The organism is Phyllobacterium lublinensis, from assembly GCF_020164435.1.
GTDB lineage: Bacteria > Pseudomonadota > Alphaproteobacteria > Rhizobiales > Rhizobiaceae > Phyllobacterium > Phyllobacterium lublinensis.
In genome coordinates this window covers 271749-288759 of sequence record NZ_JAIUDQ010000005.1, presented here as the reverse complement: position 1 = coordinate 288759, position 17011 = coordinate 271749, and the positions used below count along the sequence as shown (strand labels likewise).

28 protein-coding genes are annotated in these 17011 nt (G+C 56.6%); 27 read left to right on the top strand and 1 reads right to left on the bottom strand.

Going from position 1 to position 17011, the window contains the following annotated elements:
• Positions 1-86: 86 nt before the first annotated feature.
• The gene (locus tag K9U38_RS09445) at positions 87-368 is read right to left on the bottom strand and encodes a hypothetical protein (RefSeq protein WP_224494065.1); all 282 of its coding nucleotides are present in this window, start codon (positions 366-368) and stop codon (positions 87-89) included.
• A 470-nt stretch (positions 369-838) separates the two neighbouring features.
• Here K9U38_RS09445 and rpsL point away from each other — a divergent pair, with 470 nt between their 5' ends.
• The 27 genes from rpsL (at position 839) to K9U38_RS09310 (ending at position 16813) form a co-directional block, all read left to right on the top strand.
• The gene (gene rpsL, locus K9U38_RS09440) at positions 839-1210 is read left to right on the top strand and encodes a 30S ribosomal protein S12 (protein ID WP_008121760.1); all 372 of its coding nucleotides are present in this window, start codon (positions 839-841) and stop codon (positions 1208-1210) included.
• Positions 1211-1270: 60 nt separating this feature from the next.
• Positions 1271-1741, top strand: coding sequence for a 30S ribosomal protein S7 (gene rpsG, locus K9U38_RS09435; RefSeq protein ID WP_105732683.1), 471 nt, complete (start codon positions 1271-1273; stop codon positions 1739-1741).
• A gap of 33 nt (positions 1742-1774) precedes the next feature.
• Positions 1775-3862, top strand: a complete 2088-nt coding sequence (fusA, locus tag K9U38_RS09430) for an elongation factor G (RefSeq protein ID WP_224494064.1) — start codon at positions 1775-1777, stop codon at positions 3860-3862.
• Between the two features lie 65 nt (positions 3863-3927).
• Positions 3928-5103 (top strand): elongation factor Tu, encoded by a 1176-nt coding sequence (gene tuf / locus K9U38_RS09425; RefSeq protein ID WP_224494063.1) that lies wholly within the window; start codon positions 3928-3930, stop codon positions 5101-5103.
• 63 nt (positions 5104-5166) lie between these two features.
• Complete coding sequence (gene rpsJ, locus K9U38_RS09420) at positions 5167-5475, top strand: 30S ribosomal protein S10 (protein WP_008124902.1); 309 nt, start codon at positions 5167-5169, stop codon at positions 5473-5475.
• Positions 5476-5500: 25 nt separating this feature from the next.
• Positions 5501-6238, top strand: coding sequence for a 50S ribosomal protein L3 (gene rplC, locus K9U38_RS09415; protein WP_224494062.1), 738 nt, complete (start codon positions 5501-5503; stop codon positions 6236-6238).
• Complete coding sequence (gene rplD, locus K9U38_RS09410) at positions 6238-6858, top strand: 50S ribosomal protein L4 (protein ID WP_224494061.1); 621 nt, start codon at positions 6238-6240, stop codon at positions 6856-6858. The genes rplC and rplD overlap by 1 nt, the downstream gene beginning before the upstream one ends.
• Complete coding sequence (locus tag K9U38_RS09405) at positions 6855-7148, top strand: 50S ribosomal protein L23 (RefSeq protein ID WP_106710752.1); 294 nt, start codon at positions 6855-6857, stop codon at positions 7146-7148. Before rplD ends, K9U38_RS09405 begins: the two co-directional genes overlap by 4 nt.
• Positions 7149-7168: 20 nt before the next feature.
• Positions 7169-8002, top strand: a complete 834-nt coding sequence (gene rplB / locus K9U38_RS09400) for a 50S ribosomal protein L2 (protein WP_106710751.1) — start codon at positions 7169-7171, stop codon at positions 8000-8002.
• Between the two features lie 15 nt (positions 8003-8017).
• Positions 8018-8296: a 30S ribosomal protein S19 gene (gene rpsS, locus K9U38_RS09395; RefSeq protein WP_008124912.1), complete on the top strand. Its 279-nt coding sequence runs from the start codon at positions 8018-8020 to the stop codon at positions 8294-8296.
• Between the two features lie 2 nt (positions 8297-8298).
• Complete coding sequence (gene rplV / locus K9U38_RS09390; protein WP_106710750.1) at positions 8299-8688, top strand: 50S ribosomal protein L22; 390 nt, start codon at positions 8299-8301, stop codon at positions 8686-8688.
• Complete coding sequence (gene rpsC / locus K9U38_RS09385; protein ID WP_106710749.1) at positions 8688-9395, top strand: 30S ribosomal protein S3; 708 nt, start codon at positions 8688-8690, stop codon at positions 9393-9395. Before rplV ends, rpsC begins: the two co-directional genes overlap by 1 nt.
• A 41-nt stretch (positions 9396-9436) precedes the next feature.
• Positions 9437-9850, top strand: a complete 414-nt coding sequence (gene rplP / locus K9U38_RS09380) for a 50S ribosomal protein L16 (RefSeq protein WP_106710748.1) — start codon at positions 9437-9439, stop codon at positions 9848-9850.
• A gap of 12 nt (positions 9851-9862) precedes the next feature.
• A complete protein-coding gene (gene rpmC / locus K9U38_RS09375) occupies positions 9863-10063 on the top strand; it encodes a 50S ribosomal protein L29 (protein ID WP_027233168.1) in 201 nt (66 codons plus the stop codon).
• A gap of 11 nt (positions 10064-10074) precedes the next feature.
• Positions 10075-10317: a 30S ribosomal protein S17 gene (rpsQ, locus tag K9U38_RS09370; RefSeq protein ID WP_099999158.1), complete on the top strand. Its 243-nt coding sequence runs from the start codon at positions 10075-10077 to the stop codon at positions 10315-10317.
• 79 nt (positions 10318-10396) lie between these two features.
• A complete protein-coding gene (gene rplN / locus K9U38_RS09365) occupies positions 10397-10765 on the top strand; it encodes a 50S ribosomal protein L14 (RefSeq protein ID WP_008124924.1) in 369 nt (122 codons plus the stop codon).
• Between the two features lie 10 nt (positions 10766-10775).
• Positions 10776-11090, top strand: a complete 315-nt coding sequence (gene rplX, locus K9U38_RS09360; protein ID WP_027233171.1) for a 50S ribosomal protein L24 — start codon at positions 10776-10778, stop codon at positions 11088-11090.
• On the top strand, positions 11083-11640 hold the full coding sequence (gene rplE, locus K9U38_RS09355; protein WP_106710746.1) for a 50S ribosomal protein L5: 558 nt from the start codon (positions 11083-11085) through the stop codon (positions 11638-11640). Before rplX ends, rplE begins: the two co-directional genes overlap by 8 nt.
• Before the next feature lie 25 nt (positions 11641-11665).
• Positions 11666-11971 (top strand): 30S ribosomal protein S14, encoded by a 306-nt coding sequence (gene rpsN / locus K9U38_RS09350; RefSeq protein ID WP_106710745.1) that lies wholly within the window; start codon positions 11666-11668, stop codon positions 11969-11971.
• A gap of 12 nt (positions 11972-11983) precedes the next feature.
• On the top strand, positions 11984-12382 hold the full coding sequence (gene rpsH / locus K9U38_RS09345) for a 30S ribosomal protein S8 (RefSeq protein ID WP_099999154.1): 399 nt from the start codon (positions 11984-11986) through the stop codon (positions 12380-12382).
• 25 nt (positions 12383-12407) lie between these two features.
• Positions 12408-12941 carry a 50S ribosomal protein L6 gene (gene rplF, locus K9U38_RS09340; RefSeq protein ID WP_224494060.1) on the top strand — a complete coding sequence of 178 codons (534 nt, stop codon included), beginning with the start codon at positions 12408-12410 and terminating at the stop codon, positions 12939-12941.
• A 12-nt stretch (positions 12942-12953) separates the two neighbouring features.
• Entirely contained in the window at positions 12954-13316 is a 363-nt protein-coding gene (gene rplR / locus K9U38_RS09335; protein WP_106710743.1) for a 50S ribosomal protein L18, read from the top strand.
• 55 nt (positions 13317-13371) lie between these two features.
• Entirely contained in the window at positions 13372-13935 is a 564-nt protein-coding gene (rpsE, locus tag K9U38_RS09330; RefSeq protein WP_224494059.1) for a 30S ribosomal protein S5, read from the top strand.
• A gap of 65 nt (positions 13936-14000) precedes the next feature.
• A complete protein-coding gene (gene rpmD, locus K9U38_RS09325; protein ID WP_106710741.1) occupies positions 14001-14201 on the top strand; it encodes a 50S ribosomal protein L30 in 201 nt (66 codons plus the stop codon).
• 17 nt (positions 14202-14218) lie between these two features.
• Positions 14219-14695: a 50S ribosomal protein L15 gene (gene rplO, locus K9U38_RS09320; RefSeq protein ID WP_224494058.1), complete on the top strand. Its 477-nt coding sequence runs from the start codon at positions 14219-14221 to the stop codon at positions 14693-14695.
• Between the two features lie 130 nt (positions 14696-14825).
• Positions 14826-16166, top strand: a complete 1341-nt coding sequence (secY, locus tag K9U38_RS09315) for a preprotein translocase subunit SecY (RefSeq protein ID WP_224494057.1) — start codon at positions 14826-14828, stop codon at positions 16164-16166.
• The gene (locus tag K9U38_RS09310) at positions 16163-16813 is read left to right on the top strand and encodes an adenylate kinase (protein ID WP_224494056.1); all 651 of its coding nucleotides are present in this window, start codon (positions 16163-16165) and stop codon (positions 16811-16813) included. Before secY ends, K9U38_RS09310 begins: the two co-directional genes overlap by 4 nt.
• The last annotated feature ends 198 nt before the right edge of the window (positions 16814-17011 follow it).

The following is a 17011-nucleotide window of genomic DNA, read 5'->3' as shown; positions in this document are numbered from 1 at the left end:
GTTGCTTTGTGGAATCGGCCGAGACGTGTCCAGCCGACGAGCGTTGCCGCACAAAAAAAGCCTGCCTCACTTGCTCGATGAGGTGATTACTCGTTGAACTCGATAAGCGCGGCCTGGCCGGTGAGGGCGTTCTTGTAGGCAGACAGATGTGGCTCTTCGTCGGGCTGCTCGGTGAGAGTGCCGATCTCCAGGAGCTCCGCTTCGTCGTAGCCTTCATTGGCGAGGAGCTGCAATGCGATATTGACGAGATTGTCGGTATCGTCGCTCATCAGAAGCAGGTGGACCTGGCGGGGCTCGTCTTCCTTGTTCTTCCAGACGTCCGCGACAATCAAATGGACGGGTTTCGGCTCGGGTGGTGCTGACGACATTGAGTGATTCCTGATTCCCGGTTCTGCGGGCGTAAAAATGCTAAACTCATGCTTCGTACCATGGTTCAGGCCGAAATCCCTGTGCAAGGTTTGAAATTTTGCTTGAATTTGGGCCTTGTCGGCGAAACTATCTTTCACGCAGGCCGCAAAGCGCCGGCAAACGCTGCAATCCTTAATAATATTTAGGGTTCAGGCTTGACGCGAGCCCGGCGACACAGTATCAGCAGCCCATCTGAGCCGATGTGAGATTGGCCCTTTCGGAGCGACGCGCTCTGGAGTTCATCTCAAACAGGGTTCGTTTTACGATCGAAATGCAATTTGCCGCTCGCATGAAGTCAATAGGGCTTCCTCTGCTTTTATTCGGGCAAGCCACCTCGCGGTGGTTTCTTTGCCCGAATTCGTGCATGAGCATGGCGCTGAAACGGCCCTGACGGGCGAAGATACGAGATTTGTGAAAGAGGGAAGGTTGAATGCCTACCGTAAACCAGCTGATCCGCAAGCCGCGCACTGCGCCGGTAAAGCGCAATAAAGTACCTGCTCTGCAGGAAAACCCGCAGAAGCGCGGCGTTTGCACCCGCGTCTATACGACGACCCCGAAGAAGCCGAACTCGGCTCTGCGTAAGGTCGCCAAGGTGCGTCTGACGAACGGATTTGAAGTCATCGGATATATTCCGGGTGAGGGTCACAACCTTCAGGAACACTCCGTCGTGATGATCCGCGGCGGCCGTGTAAAGGATTTGCCGGGTGTTCGTTACCACATCATCCGCGGCGTTCTCGATACCCAGGGTGTCAAGAACCGCAAGCAGCGCCGTTCCAAGTACGGTGCGAAGCGTCCGAAGTAAGATTTTCCGGGACTTTGGCCACCAGGTAGGTCAACCCGATGCAGATAAGAGACAGAGAATATGTCCAGACGCCATAGTGCAGAAAAGCGTGAGATCAATCCGGATCCGAAGTTCGGCGATCTCGTTCTGACCAAGTTCATGAATGCAGTCATGCATCATGGCAAGAAGTCGATTGCTGAGCGTATCGTTTACGGTGCGCTTGAGTCCGTTGAAGCCAAGAGCAAGCAGGAGCCGGTTGCCCTGTTCCATCAGGCTCTCGATAATGTGGCGCCGCACGTCGAAGTGCGTTCGCGCCGCGTTGGTGGTGCAACGTACCAGGTGCCGGTCGACGTTCGTCCGGAGCGCCGCCAGGCACTTGCCATCCGTTGGCTCATCAATGCAGCCCGCGGCCGCAATGAGACGACAATGATCGATCGCCTGTCCGGTGAACTCCTGGATGCTGCGAACAACCGTGGCTCGGCTGTGAAGAAGCGTGAAGACACGCATCGCATGGCAGAAGCCAACCGCGCATTCTCGCATTACCGCTGGTAATCGTCGAAACCCTATTCTTGAAGGCACCCTATCATGGCCCGCGAATATAAAATCGAAGACTACCGTAATTTCGGTATCATGGCGCACATCGACGCCGGCAAGACCACGACCACCGAGCGTATCCTTTACTACACTGGTAAGTCGCACAAGATCGGTGAAGTCCACGACGGTGCCGCCACCATGGACTGGATGGAGCAGGAGCAGGAGCGTGGCATCACGATCACTTCCGCTGCGACCACCACGTTCTGGAAGGGCCGTGATGGCAAGATGCGCCGTTTCAACATCATCGACACGCCTGGTCACGTCGATTTCACGATCGAAGTTGAGCGCTCGCTGCGCGTTCTAGACGGTGCAATTGCACTGCTCGATGCGAATGCCGGTGTTGAGCCGCAGACTGAAACCGTCTGGCGTCAGGCTGAGAAGTATCATGTCCCGCGCATGATCTTCGTCAACAAGATGGACAAGACCGGCGCTGACTTCTATCGCTGCGTCGAGATGGTCAAGAGCCGTCTTGGTGCCAAGGCGCTCGTCATGCAGCTGCCGATCGGCGCTGAAAACGAGTTCAAGGGCGTTATCGACCTGATCGAAATGAAGGCACTTGTCTGGCGCGACGAACAGCTCGGTGCGCAGTGGGATGTCGTAGAGATCCCGGCTGACCTGAAGGACCGTGCTGAAGAGTTCCGCGAAAAGCTCATCGAGACCGCTGTTGAGGTCGAGGAAGCTGCCATGGAAGCTTATCTCGAAGGCAACATGCCGGACAATGAGAAGCTGCGTCAGCTGATCCGTATCGGCACCTGCCGCGTTGAGTTCCATCCGGTATTCTGCGGTTCGGCCTTCAAGAACAAGGGCGTGCAGCCGCTTCTCGACGGTGTCGTTGAATTCTTGCCTTCGCCAGTCGATGTTCCGGCGATCAAGGGCATTGATCCGAAGACCGATGCTGAAACAGTTCGCAAGTCGTCTGACGAAGAGCCTTTGTCGATGCTTGCATTCAAGATCATGAACGATCCGTTCGTTGGTTCGCTGACTTTCTGCCGCATCTATTCCGGCAAGCTGACCAAGGGCATTTCGCTCGACAACACGGTTAAGCTCAAGCGTGAACGTATCGGCCGCATGCTGCAGATGCATTCCAACTCGCGTGAAGACATTGAAGAAGCATTTGCCGGCGACATCGTTGCCCTGGCGGGCCTCAAGGAAACCACAACGGGTGACACGCTTTGCGATCCGCTGAAGCCGGTTATCCTGGAGCGCATGGTGTTCCCGGAGCCAGTCATTTCGATCGCGATCGAGCCGAAGACCAAGGCCGACCAGGAAAAGATGGGCCTCGCGCTCAATCGTCTTGCCGCTGAAGATCCTTCTTTCCGCGTCAAGTCGGACGAAGAATCCGGTCAGACCATCATTTCCGGCATGGGCGAGCTTCATCTGGACATCCTCGTTGACCGTATGCGTCGCGAGTTCAAGGTCGAGGCGAATGTCGGTAACCCCCAGGTTGCCTACCGTGAATCGATCACCCGCAAGGCCGAGATCGACTACACGCACAAGAAGCAGTCCGGTGGTTCGGGTCAGTTCGCCCGCATCAAGGTCATCTTCGAGCCGCATGATGGCGACGAGTTCATCTTCGAATCGAAGATCGTCGGTGGTGCCATTCCGAAGGAATACATCCCCGGTGTTGAAAAGGGTATCTTGAGCGTCATGGGTGCGGGTCCGCTCGCAGGCTTCCCGATGCTCGGCGTGAAAGCCACGCTGATCGACGGTGCCTACCATGATGTGGACTCCTCGGTTCTCGCCTTCGAAATCGCAGCCCGCGCTGCATTCCGCGAAGGTGCGCAGAAGGCCGGTGCCCAGCTGCTCGAGCCGATCATGAAGGTCGAGGTTGTTACCCCTGAAGATTACGTCGGTGACGTGATCGGCGATCTGAACTCACGTCGCGGTCAGATTTCGGGCACGGAAGCTCGTGGTATCGCGACTGTCGTCAATGCAAACGTGCCGCTGGCCAACATGTTTGGTTATGTGAGCAACCTGCGTTCGATGAGCCAGGGTCGTGCGCAGTACACCATGCAGTTCGATCACTACGAACCTGTTCCGACAGCAGTCGCGCAGGAAATTCAGAAGAAGTTTGCGTAACCATAAGGTTGCGCGTGACAGTTGAGTTGAGCCTGAGCAGGCGAACATAATAACGGAGAGCTCAGATGGCTAAGAGCAAGTTTGAACGTAACAAGCCGCACGTCAACATTGGCACGATTGGTCACGTTGACCATGGCAAGACGTCGTTGACGGCCGCGATTACGAAGTATTTTGGTGAGTACAAGGCGTACGACCAGATCGACGCGGCACCGGAAGAAAAGGCGCGCGGCATCACGATCTCGACGGCGCACGTTGAATATGAGACGCCAGCGCGTCACTACGCGCACGTCGATTGCCCCGGCCACGCCGACTATGTGAAGAACATGATCACCGGTGCTGCGCAGATGGACGGCGCGATCCTGGTTGTTTCGGCAGCCGACGGCCCGATGCCGCAGACGCGCGAGCACATCCTGCTTGCCCGTCAGGTTGGCGTTCCGGCGATCGTGGTTTTCCTGAACAAGGTTGACCAGGTTGACGATGCCGAGCTTCTCGAGCTGGTTGAGCTTGAGGTTCGCGAGCTTCTGTCGAAGTACGATTTCCCGGGCGACGACATTCCGATCGTCAAGGGTTCGGCTTTGGCTGCGCTGGAAGACAGCAACAAGGAAATCGGCGAAGACGCGGTTCGTGCGCTGATGGCGGAAGTCGACAAGTACATTCCGACGCCGGAGCGTCCGGTTGACCAGCCGTTCCTGATGCCGATCGAAGACGTTTTCTCGATTTCCGGCCGTGGTACGGTTGTGACGGGCCGCGTCGAGCGCGGGATCGTCAAGGTTGGTGAAGAAGTCGAAATCATCGGCATCAAGCCGACGACGAAGACGACGGTTACCGGCGTTGAAATGTTCCGCAAGCTGCTCGATCAGGGCCAGGCTGGCGACAACATCGGTGCGCTGATCCGCGGCGTTGGCCGTGAAGACGTCGAGCGCGGCCAGATCCTGGCCAAGCCGGGTTCGGTCAAGCCGCACACGAAGTTCAAGGCGGAAGCCTATATCCTGACCAAGGACGAGGGTGGCCGTCATACGCCATTCTTCTCCAACTACCGTCCGCAGTTCTACTTCCGCACGACCGACGTGACGGGTGTTGTGACGCTGCCGGAAGGCACGGAAATGGTCATGCCCGGCGACAACATCGCAGTTGATGTGACGCTGATCGTGCCGATCGCGATGGAAGAGAAGCTGCGCTTCGCTATCCGTGAAGGTGGCCGCACCGTCGGTGCAGGCATCGTATCGTCGATCATTGAGTAATATTAAGGTTTTATGCAGAGGCGCCTGTTATGAGGCGTCTCCGCTAAACAAGGAAAAGATGAAATGAACGGTCAAAACATCCGCATTCGCCTCAAGGCGTTTGATCATCGGATCCTTGACGATTCGACGCGGGAAATCGTGTCGACTGCCAAGCGTACCGGTGCCAACGTGCGCGGACCGATCCCACTTCCCACACGGATCGAGAAGTTCACTGTCAACCGGTCGCCGCACATCGACAAGAAGAGCCGCGAGCAGTTCGAGATGCGCACACATAAGCGTCTTCTCGATATCGTAGACCCAACCCCGCAGACTGTAGACGCGCTGATGAAGCTCGATCTTTCCGCTGGTGTTGATGTCGAGATCAAGCTGTAAAGCTTGAGGACGGAAGGACGAACCGATGCGTTCAGGTGTAATTGCACAGAAGCTGGGCATGACTCGCGTCTACAACGACGCAGGTGAGCATGTGCCGGTGACAGTACTCCGGATGGAGAATTGTCAGGTTGTGGCTCAGCGTACAGTCGAGAAGAATGGCTACACTGCCGTTCAGCTCGGTGTTGGTCTGGCCAAGGTAAAGAATACAACGAAGGGCTTGCGCGGTCATTTCGCGACGGCTTCCGTTGAACCAAAGGCGAAAGTCGCGGAATTCCGCGTCTCTGCCGACAATCTACTTGATGTCGGTGTTGAGATCACAGCCGAACATTACGTTGCCGGCCAGAAGGTCGATGTGACTGGTACTTCAATCGGTAAGGGTTTTGCCGGTTCGATGAAGCGCCACAACTTCGGCGGTCACCGCGCTTCGCACGGTAACTCGGTTACCCACCGCGCACACGGTTCGACCGGTCAGCGTCAGGATCCGGGCAAGGTGTTCAAGGGCAAGAAGATGGCCGGTCACATGGGTCAGACCCGCGTGACGACACAGAACATCGAAGTCGTTTCGACCGACATCGATCGTGGCCTCATTCTGGTTCGTGGTGCGGTTCCCGGTTCAAAGGGTGCTTGGATCCTGGTGCGCGATGCCGTCAAGGTAGCGCTGCCGGAAAATGCTCCCAAGCCAGCCGGTTTGCGCCAGGCAGCTAACGGTACAGCCGCTGTGTCTGATGCAGAAGTGGCGCAGACAACTGAGGGAGCCGAATAATGGAGCTTTCGATTACAACACTTGAAGGCGTCGATGCCGGCAAGGTGAAACTCTCCGAGGAGATTTTCGGTCTTGAGCCGCGCGACGATATCCTTCAGCGCATGGTCCGTTACCAGCTTGCCCGCAAGCAGCAGGGAACGCACAAGGCAAAGGGCCGTTCGGAAATCGCACGTACCGGCGCCAAGATGTACAAGCAGAAGGGTACGGGCCGCGCCCGTCACCATTCGGCCCGTGCACCGCAGTTCCGCGGCGGCGGCAAGGCCCATGGTCCGGTTGTTCACAGCCACGATCATGACCTTCCGAAGAAGGTTCGCGCCCTCGCGCTTCGTCATGCCCTGTCTGCAAAGGTCAAGGCTTCCGACCTGATCATCGTCGATGATCTGGCCGCAGCCGATGCCAAGACAAAGGTACTTGTTTCGCAGTTCGCCAAGCTTGGCCTCGAAAATGCGCTTCTCATCGGCGGTGCCGAGATCGATGCGAATTTCCGTCGCGCAGCGTCGAACATTCCGAACATCGACGTCCTGCCGATCCAGGGCATCAATGTTTACGACATTCTGCGTCGTGGCAAGCTCGTGCTTTCCAAGGCAGCAGTTGAAGCTCTCGAGGAGCGTTTCAAATGACTGATCTTCGCCACTACGACGTGATCGTCAGCCCGGTTATTACGGAAAAGTCGACCCTGGTTTCTGAAAATAACCAGGTCGTCTTCAACGTAGCCAAGAAGGCAACGAAGCCTGAAATCAAGGCCGCAGTCGAAGCGCTGTTCCGCGTGAAGGTTACGGCAGTCAATACAGCTGTGCGCAAGGGCAAGGTGAAGCGGTTCCGCGGCATCGTCGGGCGCCAGAGTGATGTCAAGAAAGCAGTCGTGACGCTCGCCGAAGGGCAGTCGATCGATGTTTCGACTGGTCTCTGAGGGGCCGTGGAGTAAAGACAATGGCACTCAAAAGTTATAATCCAACCACACCAAGCCAGCGCCAGCTGGTGATCGTGGATCGTTCGGAGCTCTACAAGGGCAAGCCCGTCAAGGCTCTCACCGAAGGTCTGACATCCAAGGGTGGTCGCAACAACTCCGGTCGCGTCACTGCACGCTACCAGGGTGGCGGACACAAGCGCACATACCGCTTCGTCGACTTCAAGCGTCGCAAGCATGATGTTGCTGCCAAGGTTGAACGCCTTGAATACGATCCGAACCGGACCGCATTCATTGCGCTCATCCGCTACGAAGATGGCGAACTGAGCTACATCCTGGCTCCCCAGCGTCTGGCCGTTGGCGACAGCGTTATTGCTGGCGCGCAGACAGACGTGAAGCCGGGCAATGCAATGCCATTGGCTTCGATCCCGGTCGGCACCATCATCCACAATGTGGAGATGAAGCCAGGCAAGGGCGGTCAGATCGCTCGCTCCGCCGGTACCTATGCGCAGCTCGTCGGCCGCGATCAGGGCATGGCAATCCTTCGCCTGAATTCAGGTGAACAGCGCCTCGTCCACGGTTCGTGCTTTGCCACGGTCGGTGCAGTGTCCAACCCTGACCATGGCAATATCAGCCTTGGCAAGGCAGGTCGCAGCCGCTGGCTCGGCAAGCGCCCGCACGTTCGCGGTGTTGCCATGAACCCGGTCGATCACCCCCATGGTGGTGGTGAAGGCCGTACGTCTGGTGGACGTCATCCGGTTTCTCCGTGGGGCAAGCCCACGAAGGGCAAGAAGACGCGCTCCAACAAGTCGACGGACAAGTTCATCGCTCGTTCGCGTCATCAGCGCAAGAAGTAAGAGAGGTAGTCTGAAATGGCTCGTTCAGTTTGGAAAGGCCCGTTCATCGATGGCTATCTTCTCAAGAAGGCTGAGAAGGTACGTGAGGGCGGTCGCAGTGAAGTTATCAAGATCTGGAGCCGTCGCTCCACGATCCTGCCGCAGTTCGTCGGTCTGACCTTCGGCGTGTACAACGGCAACAAGCACGTTCCTGTTTCGGTCAACGAAGAGATGATCGGACACAAGTTTGGTGAATTCGCTCCGACGCGTACCTATTACGGGCACGGCGCGGACAAGAAGGCGAAGAGGAAATAAAGATGGGCAAGGCTAAGGCTCCGCGCCAGCTTAAGGACAACGAGGCGAAAGCCGTTGCCCGTACGCTCCGCATCAGCCCTCAGAAGCTTAATCTGGTGGCTGCCATGATCCGTGGCAAGAAGGTCAACGCCGCTCTTGCCGATCTGGAATTTTCGCGCAAGCGGATTGCAGGAACGGTGAAAAAGACACTCGAATCAGCTATCGCCAACGCGGAAAACAACCATGACCTGGATGTTGATGCTCTGGTTGTTGCTGAAGCCTATGTAGGCAAGTCAGTCGTGATGAAGCGTTTCCATGTTCGTGGCCGCGGTCGTGCAAGCCGGATCGAGAAGCCATTCTCGCATCTGACGATCGTTGTTCGCGAAGGTCAGGAAAAAGGGGAGGCCGCATAATGGGCCAGAAGATTAATCCGATTGGCTTCCGCCTCGGCATCAATCGGACCTGGGATTCGCGTTGGTACGCGAACACAGGTGAATACGGCAAGCTGCTGCACGAAGACCTGAAGATCCGCAAGTATCTGATGGACGAACTGAAGCAGGCTGCCATCTCCAAGGTGGTGATCGAGCGTCCGCACAAGAAGTGCCGCGTCACGATCCATGCTGCACGTCCGGGTCTGATCATCGGCAAGAAGGGCGCCGATATCGAGAAGCTGCGCCGCAAGCTGTCAGAAATGACGAATGCCGATGCTGCACTCAATATCGTTGAGGTCCGCAAGCCGGAAACCGACGCGACCCTGGTTGCTCAGTCGATTGCTCAGCAGCTGGAACGCCGTGTCGCATTCCGCCGCGCCATGAAGCGCGCCGTTCAGTCGGCCATGCGTCTTGGTGCAGAAGGCATTCGTATCAATTGCTCGGGCCGTCTCGGCGGTGCGGAAATTGCGCGTATGGAATGGTACCGTGAAGGCCGCGTGCCTCTGCATACCCTTCGTGCCGATATCGATTACGGAACTGCTGAAGCACAAACCGCTTACGGCATTTGCGGCGTCAAAGTCTGGGTCTTCAAGGGCGAAATCCTTGAGCATGATCCAATGGCTTCCGAGCGTCGTGCTGTTGAAGGCGATAGCCATCAGGGTTCGAACCGTCGCCGCGAAAACGCTTAAAATAGCGTCTTTCCGGATCGTGAATTTTGGAGTAGAGAACAATGCTGCAGCCTAAGCGCACAAAGTTCCGCAAGCAGTTCAAGGGTCGCATCAGCGGCGCGTCGAAGGGCGGTACGGATCTTAATTTTGGTGCTTTCGGCCTGAAGGCCCTCGAGCCGAACCGCGTTACGGCGCGTGAGATCGAAGCCGCTCGCCGTGCAATTACCCGTCACATGAAGCGTGCCGGTCGTGTGTGGATCCGGATTTTCCCGGATGTGCCGGTAACATCGAAGCCTACCGAAGTCCGCATGGGTAAAGGTAAGGGTTCAGTTGATTACTGGGCTTCCCGCGTCGCGCCAGGCCGCATCATGTTCGAGCTCGACGGCGTTTCGGAAGAAATCGCTCGTGAGGCACTTCGCCTTGGAGCTGCGAAACTTTCGGTCAGGACGCGCTTTATTCAGCGCATCGCAGAATAAGGGGTGGATGTTATGAAATCCGCAGAAGTCCGGGCGATGAGCCTCGATCAGTTGAATGAAGAATTGGGTTCCCTGAAGAAAGAGCAGTTCAACCTGCGCTTCCAGAAGGCAACCGGCCAGTTGGAAAAAACCGCTCGCGTCCGGCAGATCCGCCGTGATATTGCGCGCATCAAGACTGTCGCCCGCCAGAAAGCGGTCGAGAGCAAGGCTTAAGGAAGAAAACCATGCCTAAACGCATTCTGCAGGGCGTTGTCGTAAGCGACAAAAACGACAAGACCGTTGTGGTCAAGGTCGAGCGGCGCTATTCGCACCCGCTCCTCCAGAAGACCGTGCGCCAGTCCAAAAAGTACAAGGCGCATGATGAGAATAACCAGTTCAAGGTCGGCGATGCCGTTTCCATCCAGGAATCGAAGCCGATCTCGAAAGACAAGCGTTGGGTTGTCGTAACAGACGCCCCGGCGAGCTAAATATCTGTAGGTAAGTACGCAGCAATCGCGAGGGGCAAGGAAAGCCCAGTCCGGTTGAACAAGAAGAAGGCGGCTAGTCATGATTCAGATGCAAACAAACCTCGACGTGGCGGATAATTCCGGCGCACGTCGTGTCATGTGCATCAAGGTGCTGGGCGGTTCGAAGCGGAAATATGCTTCGGTCGGCGACATCATTGTCGTTTCGATCAAGGAAGCAATTCCGCGCGGCCGCGTGAAAAAAGGTGACGTGATGAAGGCAGTGGTTGTTCGCACTGCCAAGGACATCCGTCGCGCGGACGGGAGCGTTATTCGTTTCGACAAGAACGCCGCCGTTTTGATCGACAATAAGAAAGAGCCTATCGGCACGCGTATCTTCGGACCGGTTCCGCGCGAACTTCGCGCAAAGAGCCACATGAAGATCATCTCGCTGGCTCCAGAAGTTTTGTAAGGAGCTGACGATGCAGAAGATCCGTAAAGGCGACCGCGTTGTCGTTCTGGCTGGTAAGGACAAGGGCCGTACCGGCGAAGTAATCAAAGTTTTGCCGAAGGATGAGCAGGCGCTCGTTCGCGGCGTCAATGTTGTCAAGCGTCACCAGAAGCAGACACAGAATCAGGAAGCCGGCATCATTTCGAAAGAAGCGCCGCTCCATCTGTCGAACCTCGCGATCGCCGACCCAAAGGATGGCAAGCCGACCCGTGTTGGCTTCAAAGTCCTCGAAGACGGCAAGAAGGTACGTGTAGCAAAGCGTTCAGGAGATCTGATCGATGGCTGATGCAAAGATCGAACCACGCTTGAAGAAGCAGTACCAGGAAGTGGTACGTAAGGCTCTTCTCGAGCAGTTCAAATATGACAACGAGATGCAGATCCCGCGCATCACCAAAGTTGTTCTCAACATGGGCGTCGGCGAAGCAACCGCTGACTCGAAGAAGCCAACTGTCGCAGCTGAAGATCTGGCATTGATTGCCGGTCAGAAGCCGGTTATTACCCGTGCGCGCAATTCGATCGCTACCTTCAAGGTTCGTGAGAATATGCCGATCGGAACGAAGGTCACCCTTCGTAAAGAGCGCATGTATGAATTCATTGACCGTCTGATCACGATCGCGCTGCCGCGGGTTCGAGATTTCCGCGGTCTGAACCCAAAGAGCTTTGACGGCCGTGGCAATTTCGCCATGGGTATCAAGGAACACATCGTGTTTCCGGAAATCAACTACGACAAGGTTGATCAGATCTGGGGCATGGACATCATCGTTTGTACGACTGCAAAGACGGATGATGAAGCACGCGCATTGCTGCGCGCCTTCAACTTCCCCTTCCGCCAGTAACGGCAAGCGTAGCGAGGTATATGAAATGGCTAAGACGAGCGCAGTCGAAAAGAACAAGCGCCGTGGTCTCCTGGTCAAGCGTTTCGCTGCAAAGCGCGCACGCCTGAAGGCTATCGTGATGAATCAGTCGCTGCCGCTGGACGAGCGCTTCCGCGCCACCATCCAGCTGGCAGAACTGCCACGCAATTCCACCAAGGTGCGTATTCGCAATCGTTGCGAAGTATCGGGCCGTCCGCGCGGTTTCTACCGCAAGCTTAAAATGTCGCGTATCGCATTGCGCCAGCTGGGTTCGCTCGGCCAGGTGCCCGGCGTCGTGAAGTCGAGCTGGTAAGGGAGCAGACACATGTCTATGACAGATCCTCTCGGCGATATGCTGACACGTATCCGTAACGCAACCATGCGCAAGAAGGGCAAGGTTTCGACCCCTGCCTCCAAGCTGCGCGCCCGCGTTCTGGATGTTCTTCAGGCTGAAGGTTATATCCGCGGATACAGCCAGGTTGATTTCGAAAACGGCAAGTCCGAGATCGAAATCGAACTGAAGTATTTTGAGAACGTACCGGTAATTCGCGAGATTACCCGTATTTCGAAGCCCGGCCGTCGCGTTTACGTTTCGGTCAAGTCGATCCCGCAGGTTGCAAACGGTCTTGGTATTTCCATCCTGTCGACGCCGAAGGGCGTCATGGCAGACCACGAGGCACGTGAACAGAATGTCGGCGGCGAACTGCTCTGCCGTATATTCTAAGTAACGGCTTGGAAAGGTTTGAAAAATGTCTCGTATCGGTAAAAAACCAGTGGCAGTCCCGCAGGGCGTAACAGCCAGCGTGGAAGGCCAGACCATCAAGGCCAAAGGCCCGAAGGGTGAACTCTCCTTCGTCGCCAATGACGATGTTGTGGTCAAGTTTGAAGACGGTGCTGTCAGCGTTAATCCGCGTGACAACTCCAAAGTCGCTCGTTCGAAGTGGGGCATGAGCCGCACGATGGTCGTCAACATCTTCACGGGTGTCAAGGACGGCTTCGAGAAGCGTCTTGAGATCAGCGGCGTCGGCTATCGTGCAGCCATGCAGGGCAAGAACCTGCAGCTGTCGCTCGGCTTCAGCCATGAAGTGATCTACCAGGTGCCGGAAGGCATCACTGTTGCTGTGCCGAAGCCGACGGAAATCGTCGTCACCGGCATCGACAAGCAGCAGGTCGGTCAGGTCGCTGCTGAGATCCGCGAATATCGTGGTCCGGAACCCTACAAGGGCAAGGGCGTGAAATATGCGGGCGAGAAGATCGTTCGCAAAGAAGGTAAGAAGAAGTAAGGAATTCGTGTCATGGCATCGCCGAAAGAAATCATTCAGCGTCGCGCTGCGCGTGTTCGCCGCCAGCTCAAGGCGGTTGCCGGTGACCGTCCGCGGCTCAGCGTCCACCGTTCTTCAAAGAATATCTATGCGCAGATCATCGACGATGCGCGTGGACACACGATTGCATCCGCATCCACGCTCGAAGCTGACCTCAAGGGCAAGCTGAAGACCGGTGCAGATTCGGATGCAGCAGCCCTCATCGGCAAGCTCGTTGCAGAGCGCGCCGTCAAGGCTGGCATCAAGGAAGTTGTCTTTGATCGTGGTGCCTATATATACCACGGCCGCGTGAAGGCACTTGCCGAAGCCGCCCGTGAAGCTGGTCTCAGCTTCTAAGGTCGAGCTTTAAAACATCATTCGTGCTACCGGAAAAGAAAAAGGAATTAGGAGCATGGCACAGGAAAAGAGAAGCCGCGAGGATCGCGGCCGCAGTGAAGAGCGTGACAGCGAATTCGTTGACAAGCTCGTCCACATCAACCGTGTCGCCAAGGTCGTCAAGGGCGGCCGGCGTTTTGGCTTTGCTGCACTCGTCGTTGTCGGCGATCAGAAGGGCCGCGTAGGTTTTGGTCATGGTAAGGCACGTGAAGTGCCGGAAGCTATCCGCAAGGCCACTGAATCGGCAAAGCGCGACATGATCTTCGTCCCGCTCCGTTCGGGTCGTACCCTTCATCACGATGTTGAAGGCCGTCATGGCGCAGGCAAGGTGCTGCTCCGTGCTGCTCCAGCCGGTAAGGGCATCATCGCCGGTGGTCCAATGCGCGCCGTCTTCGAGACGCTTGGCGTGCAGGACGTGGTTGCGAAGTCGCTCGGTTCGTCGAACCCGTACAACATGGTTCGCGCGACATTTGATGCCCTGAAGCATCAGATGCATCCGAAGGACATCGCTGCTCAGCGCGGTATCAAGTATTCGACACTGCAGGCTCGCCGCCGCGACGTGGTCGGTTCGGAAGAATAGGCCAGGAGCTGGCGCAGTAGGGCAGGGACTTCGGTTCCGCTGACTGTAGACTAAAGGACAAAGTCATGGTTGAGAAGAAGAAGGGTAAGACGGTTACGGTCGAACAGATCGGTAGCCCTATCCGCCGTCCGGCAGAGCAGCGCGCAACGCTGATCGGCTTGGGCCTCAATAAGATGCATCGCACCCGTACACTGGAAGATACGCCTTCCGTCCGCGGTATGATTGCCAAGGTTCAACATCTCGTCCGCGTTGTGGACGAGGCTTGATACCGGAGATTTGACAAATGAAACTCAATGATCTGAGTGAAAATCCAGGCGCGACCAAAGCACGCAAGCGTGTTGGCCGTGGTATTGGTTCGGGCTCCGGCAAGACTGCCGGTCGTGGTGTCAAGGGTCAGAAGTCGCGTTCGGGCGTTGCTATCAACGGTTTCGAAGGCGGTCAGATGCCGCTTTACCGCCGCTTGCCAAAGCGCGGTTTCACGAACATCTTCTCCAAGAACTTCAACGTCGTATCGGTTGGCCGCATTCAGGCTGCCATCGACGCCAAGAAGCTTGATGCGAAGGCATCGGTCACGATCGAGACCCTCAAGGCTGCCGGTGTTATCCGCCGCCCCAAGGATGGCGTTCGCCTGCTTTCCGACGGCGAGATCACGACCGCAGTAACGTTCGAGGTTTCCGGTGCATCCAAAGCTGCGATCGAAAAGATCGAAAAGGCCGGCGGTACCGTCAAGCTTCCAGCTGCTCCTGCAGCTGCAGAGTAAATATGTCTAATTCAAGCGGCGATCTCCACGATCGCCGCTTGTACCTTTTATCAAGGGCACATATCTGGGTAGAGCCGCCGATTCCCGTTTCGGGTGGCGAGGCCCTGACGGGCACAGACCGGAGACTATAATGGCTTCAGCCGCAGAACAGCTCGCGTCAAATCTCAATTTCTCTGCTTTCTCAAAAGCCGAAGAGCTGAAGAAGCGCATTTGGTTTACACTTGGCGCATTGCTGGTCTACCGGCTAGGCACCTATATCCCGCTGCCGGGAATCAATCTCGAAGCCTATGCGCAGGCGTTCAACCACCAGGCACAGGGCATCCTCGGGATGTTCAACATGTTTGCCGGTGGCGCCGTTGCCCGCATGGCGATCTTCGCTCTGGGCATCATGCCCTATATTTCCGCTTCCATCATCGTACAGCTGATGACCTCCGTCGTTCCGGCGCTGGAACAGCTGAAGAAGGATGGCGAGCAGGGCCGCAAGGTCATCAATCAATATACGAGGTACGGCACCGTGCTTTTGGCCACGGTACAGGCCTATGCGATCGCCGTTGGCCTTCAGGGCAGCCAGGGCATCGTGACCGATCCCGGTCCGTTCTTCCTGTTCTCCACCGTCATCACGCTTGTCGGCGGCACCATGTTCCTGATGTGGCTGGGCGAGCAGATCACCGCGCGCGGCATTGGCAACGGCATTTCGCTGATCATCTTCTCCGGCATCGTCGCCAACTTGCCACAGGCAATTTCCGGCACGCTGGAACTGGGCCGCACCGGCGCCCTTTCGACGGCGATCATCCTGGCCATCATCGTTCTGACGATTGCGGTCATCGCGATCATTGTCTTCGTCGAACGTGCGCAGCGTCGTCTTCTGATCCAGTATCCCAAGCGCCAGGTTGGCAACCGGATGTTCCAGGGCGATACCTCGCACCTGCCGCTGAAGCTGAACACAGCGGGCGTCATTCCGCCGATCTTCGCCTCGTCGCTCCTGCTCCTGCCTGCAACAATCGCCGGCTTCGCGCAGAGCCACGAGCTGCCCGGCTGGGCAACCACGGTGCTGTCGTCTCTCGGCCACGGTCAGCCGCTCTACATGGCTCTCTATGCCGCGATGATCGTGTTCTTCGCATTCTTCTATACGGCACTTGTCTTCAATCCGAAGGACACGGCTGACCAGCTCAAGAAGCATTCCGGCTTCATCCCCGGCATTCGCCCTGGCGAACGTACGGCTGAATATATCGACTACGTCCTGACACGTGTGACGGTTCTTGGCGCGATCTATCTCGTTATCATCTGCTTGCTGCCTGAATTCCTCATCTCGTGGGCTGGTGTTCCTTTCTATCTCGGCGGTACATCGCTGTTGATTGTCGTGAGCGTGACGCTCGATACCGTTGCACAGATCCAGGGTCACCTGATTGCGCACCAGTATGAAGGGCTGATCAAGAAGTCGAAGCTCCGTGGGGGGAAACGCAACAGATGAGATTAATACTTCTCGGACCACCGGGGGCAGGTAAGGGAACTCAGTCTCAGCGCTTGGTAGAAAAACTTGGCATCCCGCAACTCTCCACGGGAGACATGTTGCGTGAGGCCGTGAAAGCCGGAACAGAAGTCGGCCTCAAGGCGAAGGCTGTCATGGATGCCGGCAATCTGGTTTCCGACGAGATCGTCAATGCGATCGTTTCCGAACGCATGGACCAGCCGGATGCAGCAAATGGCTTCATCCTGGACGGCTATCCGCGCACATTGGTTCAGGCGGATGCAGTCGAGGACATGCTGGCGGACAAGGGATTTGATCTCGACTGCGTGATCGAACTCGAAGTCGACGACAATGTTCTGGTGGAGCGTATATCCGGCCGCTATTCCTGTGCGAAGTGCGGTACCGGCTATCACGATACCAACAAGAAGCCCCATGTTGCGGGCGTCTGCGACAAGTGCGGATCGACGGAATTCAAGCGCCGGCCGGACGACAACGCCGAAACGGTGCGCACGCGCCTCGAGGCCTATTACAAGCAGACGTCGCCGCTGATTGGCTATTACTACGCCAAGGGCAAACTCAAGAAGGTCGATGGCATGGCGGACATGGAAGATGTCACCGCCGCGATCGAAAAAATCCTGTCAGATCTTTAGCTCTGACAAATTTCATCGAGGGAGTTGACTTTTTGCAGCGATTCCTTCAAGTACGGCGCAAATTCGCTTGGATTATGAAGCGGTCGGCGCCGATCCGGTAAAGCAGGTTCGGGGCTGATCGTTTGTGTTTGTCCCGAATATAATTTTCATCCCGTCATCTGGCTGCCGCGTTGGCACTCCAGCTCTGCCGGTTAACAA